Annotated in this window: 28 protein-coding genes; 15 read left to right on the forward strand and 13 right to left on the reverse strand. The window is 65.5% G+C overall.

Going from position 1 to position 15,250, the window contains the following annotated elements; all coding sequences use genetic code 11:
• Window positions 1-5: 5 nt before the first annotated feature.
• From D2V04_RS06075 to D2V04_RS06130, 13 genes are all read right to left on the reverse strand, one after another.
• Window positions 6-200: a hypothetical protein gene (locus D2V04_RS06075; RefSeq protein ID WP_119512368.1), complete on the reverse strand. Its 195-nt coding sequence runs from the start codon at window positions 198-200 to the stop codon at window positions 6-8.
• Window positions 197-646 carry a hypothetical protein gene (locus tag D2V04_RS06080; protein ID WP_119512369.1) on the reverse strand — a complete coding sequence of 150 codons (450 nt, stop codon included), beginning with the start codon at window positions 644-646 and terminating at the stop codon, window positions 197-199. The genes D2V04_RS06075 and D2V04_RS06080 overlap by 4 nt, the downstream gene beginning before the upstream one ends.
• Entirely contained in the window at window positions 643-1,860 is a 1,218-nt protein-coding gene (locus tag D2V04_RS06085) for a recombinase RecT (RefSeq protein ID WP_119512370.1), read from the reverse strand. The genes D2V04_RS06080 and D2V04_RS06085 overlap by 4 nt, the downstream gene beginning before the upstream one ends.
• Window positions 1,861-1,887: 27 nt before the next feature.
• Window positions 1,888-2,169 carry a hypothetical protein gene (locus D2V04_RS06090; RefSeq protein ID WP_119512371.1) on the reverse strand — a complete coding sequence of 94 codons (282 nt, stop codon included), beginning with the start codon at window positions 2,167-2,169 and terminating at the stop codon, window positions 1,888-1,890.
• A gap of 24 nt (window positions 2,170-2,193) precedes the next feature.
• Window positions 2,194-3,054 (reverse strand): hypothetical protein, encoded by an 861-nt coding sequence (locus D2V04_RS06095; RefSeq protein ID WP_147391778.1) that lies wholly within the window; start codon window positions 3,052-3,054, stop codon window positions 2,194-2,196.
• Window positions 3,055-3,068: 14 nt separating this feature from the next.
• Window positions 3,069-3,467: a hypothetical protein gene (locus tag D2V04_RS06100; RefSeq protein WP_119512373.1), complete on the reverse strand. Its 399-nt coding sequence runs from the start codon at window positions 3,465-3,467 to the stop codon at window positions 3,069-3,071.
• The gene (locus D2V04_RS18290) at window positions 3,464-3,589 is read right to left on the reverse strand and encodes a hypothetical protein (protein ID WP_267463448.1); all 126 of its coding nucleotides are present in this window, start codon (window positions 3,587-3,589) and stop codon (window positions 3,464-3,466) included. The genes D2V04_RS06100 and D2V04_RS18290 overlap by 4 nt, the downstream gene beginning before the upstream one ends.
• A complete protein-coding gene (locus tag D2V04_RS06105; protein WP_119512374.1) occupies window positions 3,586-4,443 on the reverse strand; it encodes a hypothetical protein in 858 nt (285 codons plus the stop codon). Before D2V04_RS06105 ends, D2V04_RS18290 begins: the two co-directional genes overlap by 4 nt.
• Window positions 4,444-4,878, reverse strand: coding sequence for a hypothetical protein (locus tag D2V04_RS06110; RefSeq protein WP_119512375.1), 435 nt, complete (start codon window positions 4,876-4,878; stop codon window positions 4,444-4,446).
• Window positions 4,875-5,288, reverse strand: coding sequence for a hypothetical protein (locus tag D2V04_RS06115; RefSeq protein WP_119512376.1), 414 nt, complete (start codon window positions 5,286-5,288; stop codon window positions 4,875-4,877). The genes D2V04_RS06110 and D2V04_RS06115 overlap by 4 nt, the downstream gene beginning before the upstream one ends.
• Entirely contained in the window at window positions 5,285-5,755 is a 471-nt protein-coding gene (locus D2V04_RS06120) for a hypothetical protein (RefSeq protein WP_119512377.1), read from the reverse strand. Before D2V04_RS06120 ends, D2V04_RS06115 begins: the two co-directional genes overlap by 4 nt.
• Entirely contained in the window at window positions 5,752-6,015 is a 264-nt protein-coding gene (locus D2V04_RS06125) for a hypothetical protein (RefSeq protein ID WP_147391779.1), read from the reverse strand. The genes D2V04_RS06120 and D2V04_RS06125 overlap by 4 nt, the downstream gene beginning before the upstream one ends.
• Before the next feature lie 99 nt (window positions 6,016-6,114).
• The gene (locus D2V04_RS06130; RefSeq protein WP_182849678.1) at window positions 6,115-6,798 is read right to left on the reverse strand and encodes a helix-turn-helix domain-containing protein; all 684 of its coding nucleotides are present in this window, start codon (window positions 6,796-6,798) and stop codon (window positions 6,115-6,117) included.
• A 58-nt stretch (window positions 6,799-6,856) separates the two neighbouring features.
• Between D2V04_RS06130 and D2V04_RS06135 the strand changes: the two genes are divergently transcribed.
• The 15 genes from D2V04_RS06135 to D2V04_RS06200 all read left to right on the forward strand — a co-directional run bounded on the left by D2V04_RS06135 (window position 6,857) and on the right by D2V04_RS06200 (window position 15,244).
• Window positions 6,857-7,051 carry a helix-turn-helix domain-containing protein gene (locus tag D2V04_RS06135; RefSeq protein ID WP_119512380.1) on the forward strand — a complete coding sequence of 65 codons (195 nt, stop codon included), beginning with the start codon at window positions 6,857-6,859 and terminating at the stop codon, window positions 7,049-7,051.
• A gap of 92 nt (window positions 7,052-7,143) precedes the next feature.
• The gene (locus D2V04_RS06140) at window positions 7,144-7,485 is read left to right on the forward strand and encodes a hypothetical protein (RefSeq protein WP_119512381.1); all 342 of its coding nucleotides are present in this window, start codon (window positions 7,144-7,146) and stop codon (window positions 7,483-7,485) included.
• Between the two features lie 91 nt (window positions 7,486-7,576).
• Window positions 7,577-8,125 (forward strand): hypothetical protein, encoded by a 549-nt coding sequence (locus tag D2V04_RS06145; RefSeq protein WP_147391780.1) that lies wholly within the window; start codon window positions 7,577-7,579, stop codon window positions 8,123-8,125.
• Between the two features lie 22 nt (window positions 8,126-8,147).
• On the forward strand, window positions 8,148-8,441 hold the full coding sequence (locus D2V04_RS06150; RefSeq protein WP_147391781.1) for a hypothetical protein: 294 nt from the start codon (window positions 8,148-8,150) through the stop codon (window positions 8,439-8,441).
• A 1-nt stretch (window position 8,442) separates the two neighbouring features.
• Window positions 8,443-8,859 carry a hypothetical protein gene (locus D2V04_RS06155; protein ID WP_119512384.1) on the forward strand — a complete coding sequence of 139 codons (417 nt, stop codon included), beginning with the start codon at window positions 8,443-8,445 and terminating at the stop codon, window positions 8,857-8,859.
• Entirely contained in the window at window positions 8,856-9,404 is a 549-nt protein-coding gene (locus D2V04_RS06160; RefSeq protein WP_119512385.1) for a helix-turn-helix domain-containing protein, read from the forward strand. The genes D2V04_RS06155 and D2V04_RS06160 overlap by 4 nt, the downstream gene beginning before the upstream one ends.
• Window positions 9,401-10,600: a DNA-methyltransferase gene (locus D2V04_RS06165; protein ID WP_119512386.1), complete on the forward strand. Its 1,200-nt coding sequence runs from the start codon at window positions 9,401-9,403 to the stop codon at window positions 10,598-10,600. The genes D2V04_RS06160 and D2V04_RS06165 overlap by 4 nt, the downstream gene beginning before the upstream one ends.
• The gene (locus D2V04_RS17745; RefSeq protein WP_147391782.1) at window positions 10,597-10,788 is read left to right on the forward strand and encodes a hypothetical protein; all 192 of its coding nucleotides are present in this window, start codon (window positions 10,597-10,599) and stop codon (window positions 10,786-10,788) included. The genes D2V04_RS06165 and D2V04_RS17745 overlap by 4 nt, the downstream gene beginning before the upstream one ends.
• Window positions 10,785-11,228, forward strand: a complete 444-nt coding sequence (locus D2V04_RS06170) for a hypothetical protein (RefSeq protein ID WP_119512387.1) — start codon at window positions 10,785-10,787, stop codon at window positions 11,226-11,228. Before D2V04_RS17745 ends, D2V04_RS06170 begins: the two co-directional genes overlap by 4 nt.
• Entirely contained in the window at window positions 11,218-11,388 is a 171-nt protein-coding gene (locus D2V04_RS17890; protein ID WP_182849679.1) for a hypothetical protein, read from the forward strand. The genes D2V04_RS06170 and D2V04_RS17890 overlap by 11 nt, the downstream gene beginning before the upstream one ends.
• Entirely contained in the window at window positions 11,385-12,278 is an 894-nt protein-coding gene (locus D2V04_RS06175) for a hypothetical protein (protein ID WP_119512388.1), read from the forward strand. The genes D2V04_RS17890 and D2V04_RS06175 overlap by 4 nt, the downstream gene beginning before the upstream one ends.
• Window positions 12,275-13,528, forward strand: a complete 1,254-nt coding sequence (locus tag D2V04_RS06180; protein WP_182849680.1) for an AAA family ATPase — start codon at window positions 12,275-12,277, stop codon at window positions 13,526-13,528. Before D2V04_RS06175 ends, D2V04_RS06180 begins: the two co-directional genes overlap by 4 nt.
• A 540-nt stretch (window positions 13,529-14,068) precedes the next feature.
• Window positions 14,069-14,626, forward strand: coding sequence for a hypothetical protein (locus tag D2V04_RS06190; RefSeq protein WP_119512391.1), 558 nt, complete (start codon window positions 14,069-14,071; stop codon window positions 14,624-14,626).
• Entirely contained in the window at window positions 14,623-14,835 is a 213-nt protein-coding gene (locus D2V04_RS06195; RefSeq protein ID WP_119512392.1) for a hypothetical protein, read from the forward strand. The genes D2V04_RS06190 and D2V04_RS06195 overlap by 4 nt, the downstream gene beginning before the upstream one ends.
• Entirely contained in the window at window positions 14,828-15,244 is a 417-nt protein-coding gene (locus tag D2V04_RS06200; protein WP_119512393.1) for a terminase, read from the forward strand. Before D2V04_RS06195 ends, D2V04_RS06200 begins: the two co-directional genes overlap by 8 nt.
• The last annotated feature ends 6 nt before the right edge of the window (window positions 15,245-15,250 follow it).

The raw sequence follows: 15,250 nt of genomic DNA on the forward strand, positions 1-15,250 counted from the left end.
ATAGGTCATCCTTCGCTCCTCTCATGCAACCCGCCCACAATCTCATCCCGCATCGCCTCGAACCGGCGCGCGCTGTCGGTGGCGTCGTTCTTGCGGCAGGCGCGGATCTTCTCGTCGAGCAGCGACAGCACGTCGGCGCGTTCGGTCTCGGCCGAGCGGCGGGGCTCGACGGCGTAGGGGATGAGGCCGGAGCCGCTCACGACGACACCGTGGCCCGGCGCGCCGACGTGCGAGCCTTCTTCTCACGCGGCGGGATGGTCGTGATCGTGGCGGCGTATTCGGCAGTGAGAAGCCACACGGTATCCGCGAGATTAAGCCATTTGCCGGCCAGCACCGCAGCGGGAAGCTCGAGCGCGAGAACGCACCACATGGCCACCCGGAACCAGCGGGTGCCGCTCTCTGGCCACGTCGCGGGCAGAAGCGCCGCGCGCAGGCCGAGGATTAGGCACCCTGCCAGCAGCATCACCGTCCAGAGCCAGTGATCGCCATCCTGTACCGACCGCCATGTAATGTAGAGCCCTGCCGCAAACCACATATCGCGGTGCAGGCGGTGCTGCGTATAGCCGGTCCACTGGCAGAAGCGGATGATCGGCGGGTGGAAGAGCTTGAGGCCGAGCCATTCGTCGGTGCGGGCGATCAGGGTCACTTGCCCTGCCCCTCCCCACGCACCCGCTTGAACGCGGCGCTGACCATCCCATCGACCTCGGCGATCGTCTCGTCATCGTAGGCGACGCGATGCTTCGCCCATTCGTTGCTGGCGATGTTCGCGGCGGCGAGGCTGTTCGCGGCCTCGATCTGCGCGCGGATGTTGGCGAGGCGCTGGGCGGCGGGGTCGGCCTTTTCCTCCTGCGCCGGTTCCTCCTCATCAGCGTCGCCAGCGTCGAGCTTGCGCGCGGTTTCCTCGTCGACCTCCGTCATGCCGGTGTTCGGGTCGGTACTGATCTCGCCGGTTTCGGTATCGACAACTTCGCCGCCGTCCTGCTCGTCGAGCTCGTCTCCCGACGGCAGCGCGACCGGTGCATCAGGTTCGACCGAGTCGAGCGCTGCGACGGCAGAGCGTGCGGCGCGATCGATCTCCTCGCCTTCGACGTCGCGGAAGATGTCGCCGCTCATCGGCAGCACCTTCGAGTGCCGGCGCATGACGGTCTTCTTCGCCATTTCCGCGAAGTGGTCGACCCACGGGCCCTTCGGTTCGATCGGCTTGCCCTTGTTGGCGCCGAACTTCACAACCTGCCCGACAGCGCCGGTCTGGCTAAGCTGCCTGATCTTGTCGATTTCGGCGCGGCGCATGACCTCTGCTGACCAGGAGCCGTCCTTGAACTTCACCAGCGAGAACGCGGCGACGATCTCATCGTCTTCGGTTTCCTCGACGGATAGCGACAGGTCGGGTCGGTAGCGGATCGGAGGCTCCATGCCGAGCTCGAACAGGAACCGGCCACTCTCGTACTCGGCGCGGTAGACCACGCCGACCTGCATCACGCTGATCTCGTCGGACTGCATGATCTTCTTCCGCAGGCCGTAGACCATCGGCATGTACTGGACCTGCTTGACGGTCACCCACTTGCCCTGCCCATCCTTTTCGCGCGTGTTGAACGGTACCAGCGCGGCCTCGCGGCCATCGGGCAGGAGCCCGTCCTGCGCGGCCTTCATGCACGACAGGATGAGGCTGCGGCGATCGGCTTGGAGAATGGTCGGGTTCTGCTGCGCCGCCATCAGGACGGTGCGCTGCAGGTCCTCCGGCTTGATGTGCGACGGAAGCGCCATGCGGAACGATTCCGCGCGCTCTTCGAGCTGGCTTTTGAGCACGACCAGCGGGGGCTGTTCGCGCTGCTCTGCGATGGCGGTGGATGGGGCGCTCATGTTAATTTTCTCCGCTGGAATTGAGGGTCAGAAGGGCAGCGGAACGCCATCGAACGGGTCGGTGGCGTCCTCGCTTTCGTCGGACGCATCAGCATCCGGCTCGACGTCAGGGGTGTAGAGGCCGAGGATCGGCTTGCAGGCGAACGGCGGCGCTTCATCGCTGATCGCGTCGACCGTGACGCGCTGCCAGCCATCGCCCGACTTATCGGGCACCTTGACGATGTCACCTTTGGTCAGCGGTTCGCCCTCCCACTCGTAGGTGTAGGCGCGCTTGTCCTCGGGGCGGAATTTGCAGGCGACATACTGCATCGGATTGGTCCTTTCGTCCGGGGGTCAGCGGTAGTTGGCCTTGGCGACCGGCCAGATGCGGACACCTTCGATCTTGCGGGATCCGGCGCGCACGCGGCGGGCGATGGCCTTGTCGATCGCCTCGCGGACCTTCTCGTCGTCGGAGCAGCCCATGAAGGCGACCTCGTAGTCGGTGACCTCGCACTTCCATTCCTGCTTGCCGGAGACGGTCGCGCCAGCATCCGAGCGGACGGGCTCAGGCGCAGCACTTGCGGAGGGCGACAGGGCAGCGGAGGACATCGCCTCTTCCGCCTCGGCTGCGGCCTGCGCGGCACGCTCCTCCGCAGCGCGGCGCTCTTCCTCGTTCGCGGCATTCTGCGCGGCGGCGCGAGCTTCGGCTTCGGCGGCCTCCCGCTTCCGCTCGGCTTCGGCCGCACGCTCGGCGGCAGCGCGCTCCTCGGCGGCAGCGCGTTCACGCTCGGCGCGCAGTGCGGCCTCCCGCTTGGCGACGAACGCATCGCCGATGCTTTCGACCTTTAGCTTCGCCGCTTCGACCCGCTCGTTCAGCGCGTTCTTCTCGGCGTCCACCAGGCGGCCGGCGAGCAGGTGCGGTTCCTTCACCGATTTGTGCGTCTTGTTGATGTGCGCGATGCAGGCCCGGTAGGCCTTCACCAGATCGCCACACTTGCCGAGCGTCTCGTCGTCCTCAGCGCGGGCGCGATCCGCGGCATCGACCAGCTCGTTCAGCTTCTCGAGGAACTGCGGCCGCTCGCGCAGCAGCTCGGCGCGGAACTCCTCGGGAATGATATCTTCCAGCGGGGGCTTGTTGTGGCCCATATGCGCTGCGGCCGGTGCGGGCGTGGACGGCCATGCCGGAACGTCATCGAATACTGGTTTCGTGGCCATGTCAGAGGCTCCTTTCAAAACGGAAGCGGCTCGCCGGGATCGAGCGGATCGCGGCGCTTGCGGTGGTCGGCGTAAGCGGAATCGGGAGCGTGCTGCCTGGCCCACTCCTGCCGTGCGATGGCGCGGCGATAGTCCTGCTCGGTCACGGGCTCGCCGGCGCAATCCGGCCAGACGCGATCGAGATCCACCGGCTCGCCATTGAACTCGGCCTGCCAGCGCCAGGAGCGGTCAAGCTCCTCACCGGTGACAGGATCGTGCGGCGGCCCGAACCAGATGCGCACGACGCCGCGGACGCCGCCCGAACGCATGCGGAAGCGGTAGAACCCGGCAGTCGGCTTGGTGACGTCGGTCCCGGCGAACACCCGGCGCATCGTCTGCGCGGCATCGGCATAGGTGACGGGTGGGTGGGTCATTTCAGCACCACTTCGCCGCTCGCCACCGCCGCAACCCCAGCGATGATCCCGTTCGCCATCAGCAGGACGAGCAGCCCGAGCGTGAGGCCGAGGGCGGTGCGGAGGGTGTGGGGGTGGGTCATATGTGGCAGTCCACGACCGTCAGCCACGCGGTGGGCTCAAGGCCGTCCAGCAGCTTGCGGAACTCGGCCGTCCAGGCGCCCTCTTCCTTCTCGTCCGAAACGAGAGCCCACCAGCCCATCTTGCCGCGCTCGAACCAGCTTCCGTCCTTCACGACCGCAAAGGTGTTCAGCGACGCGTCGGCGGCACGTTGGCCGAATTCGTCGCGCGTGCGGCGGGTGGCGTCGACCTCGTCGTCGAGGCTCCAGCTATTCGGGAATTGCGCCTTGAGTGCCGCGACCGCGGGCTGTGCCCAGTAAGCGGCTCGCGCGACTTCGATGTTCCCTACGCGCTCGCGGAGCGCCGCCCACTCTTCGATCGCGGGCAGGCCATCCGTCACTTGGTGAACCTGATCCCATAGTGTCACGGCTTCCTCGCGCGCTTCGTTGCGGAGCGCATCGATGTCGATGTCCTGCATCATGGCCTGATCGCTTGCGAGCGGATGATCGCTGGCACGACTGCCGAGCACACCCGGCCGGCCGAGTATCGGCGCCTCCCCGCACTTGAGGCGGAGAAGGCCGCTCCAGCGCCCTCCGACGACCCACCAGTCCCACTTCGCGTTCGGATTGGTGTGGTGATACCAGCGCCCGTCGTCGCGCTTCTCTGCGCTACTCCAGCCCTCTACGAACTCGTCGAAGGGCTTTCCCTCGCCATACTTGGCATGGTCCGCGACCAACTCGTCGGTCACATCGACATCGACAACATACTCGTCATCGACGCCGGTGCATTCGTACTCGTGCCATGGCTGCAAGATCGCAGCGAGGGCGTCATCGTCCGGCTGCTGATCGGTGATTACGAGAACTGAGAAATGTGACATCTAGAAAATCTCCACAATCGTCCGATCCAGCCCCACCGCATCATCCCGCAGCGCATCAAACGGCCGCTCCGGCTCGAAATCGAAGATCGGCAGCGCGAACAGCTCGTCGGCGTAGAGCGGGCGAACCGACCTCCGCTCGCCAGTGGCCTCGCACTTGCGCCACACGGCCTGCGACCGCTGCTTGATGCCGTAGCTGCGCAGGACACCGGCTCGGCGTGCTTCGTCGCGGGCGTGGATCAGCAGCGCGTCCTTGTGTTGGAGCCCGGTGCCGTCGATCGCCCTCGCCAGCGCCTCGGTGATGTCGCCGGGGGCGCCGATGTCGAGCGGGATCGCGGGATGCAGCGAGCCGTGTGGGACGCGCCAGGCGCGGAAGGTGACGGTGCGGGTGTTGATGCGCGCATCGTTCGCGATGTGGCGGATGGGGATGGCGGTCACTGTGCACCGCCTTTCGGAAAGAGTGGGCGCAGTTCGTCGGTCAGCGTGAACTCAATCGACACGAGGCCGCCGAGAGGGCGCACACTGCCGTAGACGAGCCGCTCGTAGCACGCGGCCTCAGCACTCCATTCGACGAGTCCGCCGCTGAATGAGGAGGTGTAGACCCTGCCATCCCTCACGCCCCACATTTCGTCGACGCCCACCGAGCCGTTCTCAAAATTGAGGGTCGGGCATCCGATCAGATCATCAATGCTTTCGTCGTGCTCGATCAGGCCGAGCTTGATCGCATCGCCGACCATGTGCGGCAGGTTCTCGAAGAAGTCGCCCGCTTCGATCCGCACCTCATCCCATTCGCGGTGCGATACCTTGTGCTCGATTGAGCACGGCATGTGTGAGGGCGACGCGCTCACGACACCGCCCTCCCCTCGCCAGCCTTCCGGCCGGCAAGCTCCTCGGCGACGACCTCCGCGACCTCGGGAACCGAGGCGTAGAGATCGAGCCAGCGGGTCGCGCGAGCCTCGTTGTAGGGGCTCTGCGTGGCAGTGAAGGTATGGCCGAGCTCGGCGTCGACGGCAGCGATGCGCAGCGCTTTCAGGCGCTCGTACGCGTCCCATGCCGCTTCACTGAGAGGCCGGAGCTCGGTCTTATCGAACAGCGAGCCCCAGAGGCTGTCAGCCTTGTCGCGGCGGACGTCAGCGGGCTCGATCGTCTCGAGGATGGCGCGCGCCTTCGGGCTGCGGTGCCATTCGTGAGCTTTGCCGGGCTCGCTTGCTACCTCTGCGAGCCCGGGGGTTGCGCCGGCGATGCGCGCAGACAGGGGGGCAGCGCGCGGACGGTGGGGGGTGGTAGCGACGGCGATTTTCGAGGGGGCGTTCATGCGCGGTACTCCAGCACGTACCGCTTCGCCTCTTCCTTGCTGACGTCCTTGCCGTCCCAATCGAGGTAGACGGTGTCAGCATCGAGGGCGTCGATGATGTCGCAGATTGCCTGTTTCTGGCTGTCGGTGTCCTGCTGCTGCATCGCGCCGAGAGCCGTGGGCTCTTCATGGTAGCGCTGCAGTGCCTTGAACGCGGGACCGTCCTCGTTGAGGTCCCAGCCCTTCAATGTGCCCCACTTAAGGGAAAGGCTCTCCGCCATGCTTCATCTCCAACTTGCCCCGGGACTGGCCCGGTTCGTTGAAGACGTTTTGCGCGATACGCAAAGAGAGGTCAAGCCCCTTTTTGCGTATTGTGCAATTTATTCCGGAATGATGGCGGCTACTACGATTCCGATTATGTGCGCCTGACTGACGCCTTCTTCCTCTTGATCCACGCGGAAGCTGCTCTGGAAGGCGGGATTATCCGACTTCGGCACAAGCCATTCCACGCCGTCAGCGTCGCGGTGATATTCCTTCACCGTCGTTTCGGTCTCGTCGCCGTTGCGAATGCGCTGGACGATCACGCGCTTGCCGTTCGGGATTGTCTGGTCGCCGGTGTAGGCAACGCAGTCTAGGATGGTGCCGTGCGGGTAGACCTGGTTCATACTCTCGCCGACGACGCGGAGCCCAAAACGCTCACGTAGGCTGACCTTTATGTCCGCGCGCCCAGTATAGCGCTCCCACTCATCCTCGGCGAACTGCCACGCTTCTTTCCACACGCCGGCCTGCACGTCGCCTTTCACATAGAGCGTCGGTCCCAGGGCTTCGAAGGGGCTATCGTCTTCCTCGAATATGTCGCCGATCCGGCACTCATATGAGCGCGCCAGCTCGGGCAACCTTTCACTAGGGATGTTGTTGTTACCGCTCTCCCAGCGCGAGAGCTGGCTCACCGAAAAGCCGCTGCGATCGGCCATCGCTTCCAGTGTGAGGCCGAGGCGCTCGCGAAACTGTTTGAGCTTTATGCGCATCGCGCACGGCTCGCACGGCGGAATTTCCCCCGCCATAGCGTGATACGCAAAAATGGGCCTTGTGCTGATTTGCGTATTGCGCAATATAGTCAGCATGAAACTAGCCGCCTATCTGGAGATCGAGGGCAACAGCGCTTCCAAGCTTGCTGAAGCGACTGGAGTTGCCGTCTCGACCATCACGCGCGCCGCGAAGGGGGAAATCACCCCATCCCGGAAGCTCATGGCCCTCATCTACGAGAAGACGGACGGTCATGTGACGCCGAACGACTTCTGGGGGATCGCCGCATGATCCGCGCGACCCTCATCATCGCAGGCCTTCGCTACCCGTTCCTGCCGCTGCGCCTCGTGCGCGCTGCGAACACGAATGATGGGAGGGGGTAGATGGGCCTGCTCCACATCCTGCAGCACTCGCTCGGCGTCGACCAGTACGGGCAAGGCGAGCAGTACCGGAACTACTTCGTCACCGGCGAGGGCTCGATCGACCATCCCATTTGCATGGAGGCGGTCGAGCGCGGTTTGATGATCCGGCGCGCTGGCAATGCGCTGACTGGCGAAATGGACCTGTTCCATGTCACCGACGCCGGCCGTGCCTACGTTGCCGAGAACAGCCCCGCCGCCCCGAGACTCACGGCCTCGCAGCGCCGGTATCGCGCCTTCCTCGATCACGACTGCGACCTCTCGTTTGGCGAGTGGCTGCGGACCTACGGTCGGGAGGTCGCCTGAATGTCCCCCACCCTCACCATCGACACCGATTCCGACCCCGGCTCGTGGCGCGCGGCCCTCTCTCCCGAAGGCACTCGCTGCGCAGGCTGCGGTGAACGCATCTGCGCCCACTCGGACGCTGTCTACCAAGGCGCCGTTCCGCTGGCTGCCGACCCTCTTTCTCATGCTTCTGGAGGTAGCCGTGCCTGACAACCTCGTCGTTCGCAAAAATCAACATTTGTCGAACGCTCGCGCAAAAGAGCTTGCTGCCTCCGGGGTTCGCAAGGCGGTGAAGGCGCACGGCAAGGACAAGGTGGCGAATGCTGCCGACGTGCAGGTCCGCACGGTCGAGAAGTGGATGGCAGAAGCCTCCCTGCCCTCGATCGACAACCTGCTCAACATCGCCAACCTGCATCGCGGCGTATCGGACGCGCTGCATCAGGAAATGGGTTGGGCCGGCCTCACGCCTTCTCGCGCGAACCCCGCCAACGACCTCGAACTCGCCGCCGGCCTCGGTCACTCGGTTGCCGAGCTGATCGACCGCCTGCGCGATGGGAAGCGCTGCCACGTCGATACCGCCGTGCTCGCCGCCCTTTTCCGCGAACTGATCCCGCAGATGCAAGCGGTCGTCGATGAAGACGACGCGCGCCGTGCTGCCTGAACTCAAAGGGAGGAACTGACCAATGTTCAAGCACATCTTGGGGATGGCCGCGGCGTCGTTGTCGTTACCCGGGGCACTTCGCGAGCCGCACCACATGGGCCGCACGCGCTATCCGGCAGGGTATCGCCCTGCGCGCAACCGGTATCGTCTGCCCCACCAGGGCGAGCGCGAGATCGAGCGCCGGAAGCGCCAAGCCGCTCGCAACGAGGCACGCCAGATCGAGCGCGCCGCCAACTCCACCTTCGCATCACTGCATGGCGCCGAGAAGCTTTCGCGCCGTGGTCGAGTGGTGCCCGCCAACGCTGGGAGGAACTGAAATGGACCTGATCACCATCGGCACCACTGCCGCAATCGCCGTGCCGACCATCGCTGCGGTCGCGCTTTACATGGATCGTCGGACGCTGCGGAAGCGGCTTTCGGTGCTCAATGGGCGGGTCAGTACCGCGGAGGACATTCACGCGCGGCAGCGCACCCGGATCAACCAGCTTGAAAACCAGGCCGCGAGCGATGGCAATCGGCTCAGTCAGCTCCGAGTGCAGAACAACCAACTGACCCGCCAACGCGATGCCGCGCGCGATGAACGCGACCAGATCGACGAACAACTCGCCGCCGCCGAGGAAGAAGTTCGCCGCCTCCAGCCCCTCGCCGACAAAGCCCTCGCCGCGCAGGCTCAGCGTGTCCGTGCCTCGCAGGCCGCGAAGGCGAAGCGGGATGCGCGGAAGGCTACGGCATGAAGCCTCTGCGCTCCAAGCTTCTGCGCTATCTCCGCGAACTCGCGCGCGCCGGCCAACCCTGCCCGCTGAACCGCGACCTGGCGGCGCACCTCGGCGCCAGCGCGGACGGTATCAGCGAGGCTCTGACGCAGCTCCGCGACCTGAACCGCATCGCCATCGAGCGCGTCGGCAACCGCAGGATCGTCACGCTCTTGGGAGAAGGTATTGCCACCGCCGATCCGCGCCCCGCACCAGAGCCGATCGTCGTGCGCCCCCGGGTTCGTGAGATCATAGACACAGCCTCGCGCATTTTCGACGTGCCGGCGAAGGATATTGCCTCCGCCTCGCGGCTTCGCATGCATTCCACGCCGCGGCAGGTGGTTTGCTACGTGGCTTCGCAGCGGGGATGGCGCTCGACCGAGATCGGCAGGGTTCTTCAGCGCGATCACTCGACGGTGCTCTATGGGCTGGATCGGGTCAGGGCGCGCCGCGCTGCCGACGCCGAGTTTGCAGCCAAGGTCGCCGAGTTGCTCGAGCGCTCGCCGGTTCGGGTGGTGGCGGGATGAGTGTGCGCATCCTCATCGGCGACGTGCTCGATCGTCTCGCAGATCTCGATGCCGACAGCGTCGACTGCGTCGTCACGTCGCCGCCCTACTGGGGCCTGCGCGACTACGACGTCGATGGCCAGATCGGCATGGAGCCGACGCTAGGAGAGCACCTGGACGTGATGGTGCGCGTGTTCGACGCGGTGCGCCGGGTGATGAAGCCCGAGGGCACGCTGTGGCTCAACTACGGCGATTGCTACGCGACGAAGCCGAACGGACGGAGTGCTGCGGCGACGAAGGCGGCGGGGACCGATGACCGGACGTTCCGCGACAAGCCGTTTTCGACGGTCGGGCCGGTCTACGGCCACCTCGATCGCGAATACGAGAAGACGGCGCGCGCGGGAAAGACCCAGAACCTCGGCAATCTCGGTGCTCAAACCGGTCCGCGCGTCGTCGGCGTCGGGATGCTCAAGCCGAAAGACCTCTGCATGGTCCCGAACCGGCTCGCCATCGCGCTGCAGGATGCCGGGTGGTGGGTTCGTTCGGAAATCATCTGGGGCAAACCGAACCCGATGCCGGACTCCTCCGGTCGGTATCGGCCGAGCACGGCGCACGAGAAGCTGTTTCTGCTGACGAAGAGCGCAACGAGCTACTACGACAGCGAAGCCGTGCGGATGCCTGCCGCCGAGGCGAGCTTGCAGCGCTGGTCGCAGGACATCGATAGCCAGGCCGGTTCCGACCGCGCGAATGCCGGGCGGAAGACGAACGGCAGTATGAAGGCTGTTGGTGGTAAGCAAACTGCGACCGCCGCATCCGCGAAAGGGCTATCTGCCGAGCGTCGATATGGCGGTTTCAATGACCGCTGGGATGCTGCCGAAGCGTCGGGCGAAGTGCGGGACAGCCGCCTCCTCCGCAACTACGAACCCGACCTCTCACCGATCATTCCGCCCGAAGTCTGGGAAATCGCCACCGCGGCATTCAGTGAGGCGCACTTCGCGACCTTTCCGCCGGCGCTGGTCGCGCCCTGCATCATGGCAGGCTGTCCGAAGGGCGGCCTCGTGCTCGACCCGTTCGGGGGCGCCGGCACGACCGGACTTGTTGCCGATCGGCTCGGTCGCGATGCGGTCCTGATCGAGTTGAACCCGGAATACGCCGAGATCGCGCGCAAGCGCATTGAAGGTGACGCGGGCATGTTCGCGGAGGTCGCCGCAGCATGAGACGTCAGTTCGGCTCCAAATCCCCGTCACAGGCCCACCAGCGCACCGCTCTCGGCCAGCTACTCGTCATGCGGCCGTCGCTCGACGGCCTCGACCTGGCGAGCCTGTCGCGCTCCTATGGCCTGCCGGTGCCAGAAATCGACCGGATGATCGCCGCCGAACGCAAGCGCCGCGAGGTGCGGGCATGACGGACTGGGCCGATCTCGAAAGCACGCTCGACCCTGTGCCTGTGTTTCCGGTGCAGGCTCCCGACGGTCGCCGCGACTGGAGCGAGATCGACCGGCAGGGCACGTTCCTGTCCGTTATGCGCTGGTCGGCCCCGCGCGTGCTGGTCTACCCGAATGCGAACGCCGGCAAGCGCAATCCCGCCACTGCGCGCAAGGAGGGCATTCGGGCCGGCGTGTTCGACCTCACCTGCGTCTGGCGGCAGCGCCTCGTCGCCTACATCGAGCTCAAGGGCTACTCGAAGGCCGGACGCCCGGGTGTCCTCTCGGCACAGCAGATCGAGTTCGGCAACCGACTCATCGAGCTCGGCGTGCCCTGCGCCTGTTTCTTCGATCCGTACGACGCTGCCGAATGGCTGCGCGGACAGAGCTTTCCCGTCGCGGAGGTGCGCCGTGCCGCGTGACCTGGGCGACATCCTGCGCGGCCTCGTAATCCGCGCGATCGAAGCGGAATCCGATCCGGCCGAACAGAAGGCCCGGATCATGATCGCGCGTGGTCACGGCCATCTCACCGACCAGGAAGCGGCCGACTGGATCGCCATTCTCGCGCTGGAGGATGCATGAGCTACCACGATGCCATCGCCGACTTCGTGTCGTTCATGGAAGCCAACGGGGTCAAGCCGTCCGAACCGATCGCGCAGCGCCTCGGAAGCGGGAGCCTCATCCGGTTTCGCTGCGAGGGGGACGGCAAGGGGCGCAAGAACGGGTGGGCGATACTCTATCTCGACGAGCGGCCGGCCGGCGCTTTCGGCAATTACAAGATGAACACGGGCACGCTCAAGTGGAAGTCGAGTGAAGATCGCCCGGCCCTTTCCCGTGAGGAACGCGACGCGCTCCAGCGCGAATGGCGCGCGGCGAAGGAGAAGCGCGAGGCCGAGAAGCGCGACTGTGAGCAGCAGGCCGCGCTCGATGCTGCCGATCTCTGGCAACGCGCAGATCCCGCGTCGAGTGCGCACCCTTATGCTGAGCGAAAGAGGTTGAACGCGGCTCCGCTGCGCCAGATGGGCGACCGCCTACTCGTCCCGATGTGCGATGAAGCCGGACGACTGTGGAACCTGCAGCGCATCAGCCCGAGCGGCGACAAGCGGTTCCTCGAAGGGGGCCGGGTCAATGGCCTGTTCGCTATCGTGGGCGAGTTCATGCCCGAGACGAGTGAAGCGATCTTCGCGGAAGGCTATGCCACTGCCGACACCTTGAGCCGCGCGACCGGCCTTCCCGTCATCGTCACGTTCAACACGGCGAACATGCCCAAGGTGGCCCGCCTGTGGGCGGAGCGACGGCCCGATCTGCATTTCACGGTCTTTGCCGACGATGATGAAGCTACCGGCTGCGATCTCGAGGAGCGGACCGGGACCTACAAGAACCCCGGCATCGAATGCGCGGAAGCGGTCGCAAGCGAGATTGGCGCCTGCATCGCGTATCCGCTCGGCAGGCCGTCACGGAGGGCTGCGTGAGCGTGCCAGAGAATTACGATGCCAACGATGTCGAGGTGACGTTCGGACTCGACAAGGTGAGGGAGGCCTTCGCTCAGCGCCGCTCCACCTTGCCGCCCGTTCCGGACTATCCCGACGAGGGCGAGCAGGAGCGGCCGCGCATCACGGCGACGCCGTTCGTCTGGCGCGCCGAGCACGAGATCCCTCGCCGCGAATGGCTCTACGGGCGGCACCTAATCCGCAAGTTCCTGAGCCTCGACATCGCGCCAGGCGGGCTCGGCAAGTCCAGCCTCAAGGTCGTCGAGGCCTTGTCGCTGACGTCGGGACATCAACTGCTTGGCAAAGCGATCCATGGCGGCCCTTACCGCGTGTGGGTCTACAACCTCGAGGACCCGGCGGAGGAGACCGAGCGGCGCTTCGTGGCCGCGGCGAAGCACTACAATCTCGGCCCTGAGCATTTCGGCGATCGGCTCTATGCCGATACCGGGCGCGAGCAAGCTCTCTGCATTGCCGAGGAAACACACGACGGCGCCCGCATCATCAAGCCGGTGACGGAGGCGCTGATCGAGGAGATCAAGGCGCGGCAGATCGACGTCATGGTCATCGACCCGTTCGTGTCGAGCCATACCGTCAGCGAGAACGACAATCGCGCGATCGACATGGTGGCGAAGGAGTGGTCCCGCATTGCGGACGTCTGCAACTGCTCGATCAACCTGGTGCATCACGTCCGCAAGACCAACGGAGCCGAGGTTACCGCGGAATCCTCCCGCGGCGCGGTGAGCCTGATCGGAGCGGCCCGGAGTGTCGTGGTCTACAACCGCATGACAAAGGAGGAAGGCGAGCGCGCCGGCATCGAGCCCGACAAGCGCGGCTTCTACTTCCGTACCCAGAACGACAAGGCCAATCTCGCCCCGCCAGAAGCAGCTGACTGGCACCGCATGAACAACGTCGACCTCGACAACGGCGATAGCGTCGGCGTGGCCTGCCCGTGGCAGTGGCCGGACAGCTTCGAAGGCGTAACGGGCTGGCACCTCAAACAGGTCCAGGCGCGCGTAGCGGACGGCCAGTTCCGGCGCGACACGCAGGCAAAGGCGTGGGTCGGAAACGTCATCGCGGACGTCTGCAATCTCGATCCGAAGAAGGACCGACATCGCGTCAACGACATCCTCAAACAGTGGATCGCGAACGAGATGCTGATCGAGGTCGAGGGTTTCGACGCGAACCGCAAAACCCGCACTTTCGTGGAGGTCGGCACATGGCACACGGAGTGAAAATGGCGGAATTCTGCGGTTTGCGCCACCTTGATTGCAAATGTGGAGCAAAGGTGGCGCAGTCGACCGGGTCGGAAGCAGGTGAGGCACTGGCCGAAGCCCCGACCCACGGTTTTCTGCGGGTTTCCGTCTGCTCCACCCGGTGCCGCAAGGTGGCGCAAAGGTGGCGCAAGGTGGAGCAGCAAAGGGGCCGGTGCGCCACCTGCAGGGGAACCCCTAAAGGGGTTTCCCCTGACAGGAGGTGGAGCACGCCCCCGGTACATTTGCTGAGGTGGCGCAGCACCCTGGCGGCCTCGGCCAATCATCGGTTCACCAACATCGCCAACATCGGACGGGAGGGATCACCGACATGAGCATCGAATGCACGAGCTGCGACTTCTGGGAGGAGCAGAGCGAACTGCGCTTCGGGGACAAACGCGTCGGTCAGTGCCGGCGTCATGCCCCGACGCTCAAGGAACGGCCCGATGGGCAGCTCAGGTCCGCTTGGCCCTTCACGGCCGAGACGGAGTTCTGTGGGGATCATAGTCGGGGGGTGGGGCGATGAACGCCGTGACCGTGATCGAGCAGGACCACACGCCGTCCCTCACCCTCCCCACCGACCTGCCGTTCGAGCGCTGGCTGTCGATCGGCCGCGACCTGATCCAGCGGGACCGGGAGACGAAGTGGCAAGCCGCGGACTGGTACGCCTATGGCCGCACCCGGGCGAAGGCCGATCCCGAGTTCGCGCAGCAGATGGAACTCGCGCTGCCGGCCATCCTCGAGGACCCCAAGCGCCTCGAAGCCATTGCCAAGGTCGCCGAGAGCTTTCCCGCCGAGGACCGCAGCACGGACCTGTCGTTCGACCACTACGCCGCGCTGTCGCGCCTGCCGCACGGTGAGGCCCGCAAGCTGCTCGACAAGGCCACACGGGACCGGACGCCGGCCCGAGACCTGCGCTACGAAGCGCTCGGTCAGCAGCGCAGTCTCTCGCGCCTCGAACCGAACCAGGACGACCTGCTCTCGTCGTTCATCCGCCACTGGAACCGTCTGCCGTTCGCGACCCGCCTCGAAGCGGCAGAGATGATTGCTGCTAGCGGCGGGGAGGAGATCGAACCGTGATCGAAGCGAAGAAGCATCCGCCCATGCCCGAGCGGTTCCGAGAGCGGTTCGTCACGGATGGATGGCGCGGGATCGAGCGCTACTACGGCGCGCGCACCGAGGTCATGTTGCAGTGGATCGCGGAGTGCGGTGGACTGGAGGAGCTGCGGGCAGAGCGGCGTCGGTATCGCGAGAGCCTACGGATGGGGCAGGTGGTGGCGCATGGCTAAGGCACGCAAGCAGCGTCGGACATCGCGGACAGATCGCGCGCGCGAGACGTTCCTCGCGACGCTCGCTGAGACCTGCAACGTATCAGAGGCGGCGCGGACGGCCGGCATCGGGCGGTCGACAGCCTACGAGTGGCGGGACGAGGACGAAGCCTTCGCCGCCGCGTGGGATGAGGCTGAGCAGGAAGCCGCCGACAAGCTCGAGCGCGAAGCATGGCGCCGGGCGGTCGAAGGCACCGACAAGCCCGTGACGTTCCAGGGCGTGATCACCGCGACCTACAAGGAATATTCGGACAAGATGCTGGAAATCCTGCTCAAGGCGCATCGGCCGGAGAAGTTCACCGATCGCAGCAAGGTCGAGCACTCGGGCGAGATGCAGATCAACGTTCTGCCGGAGGACGCGGGGCTGTGAGCGCGA

Source organism: Pelagerythrobacter aerophilus (genome assembly GCF_003581645.1).
GTDB classification, from domain to species: domain Bacteria; phylum Pseudomonadota; class Alphaproteobacteria; order Sphingomonadales; family Sphingomonadaceae; genus Pelagerythrobacter; species Pelagerythrobacter aerophilus.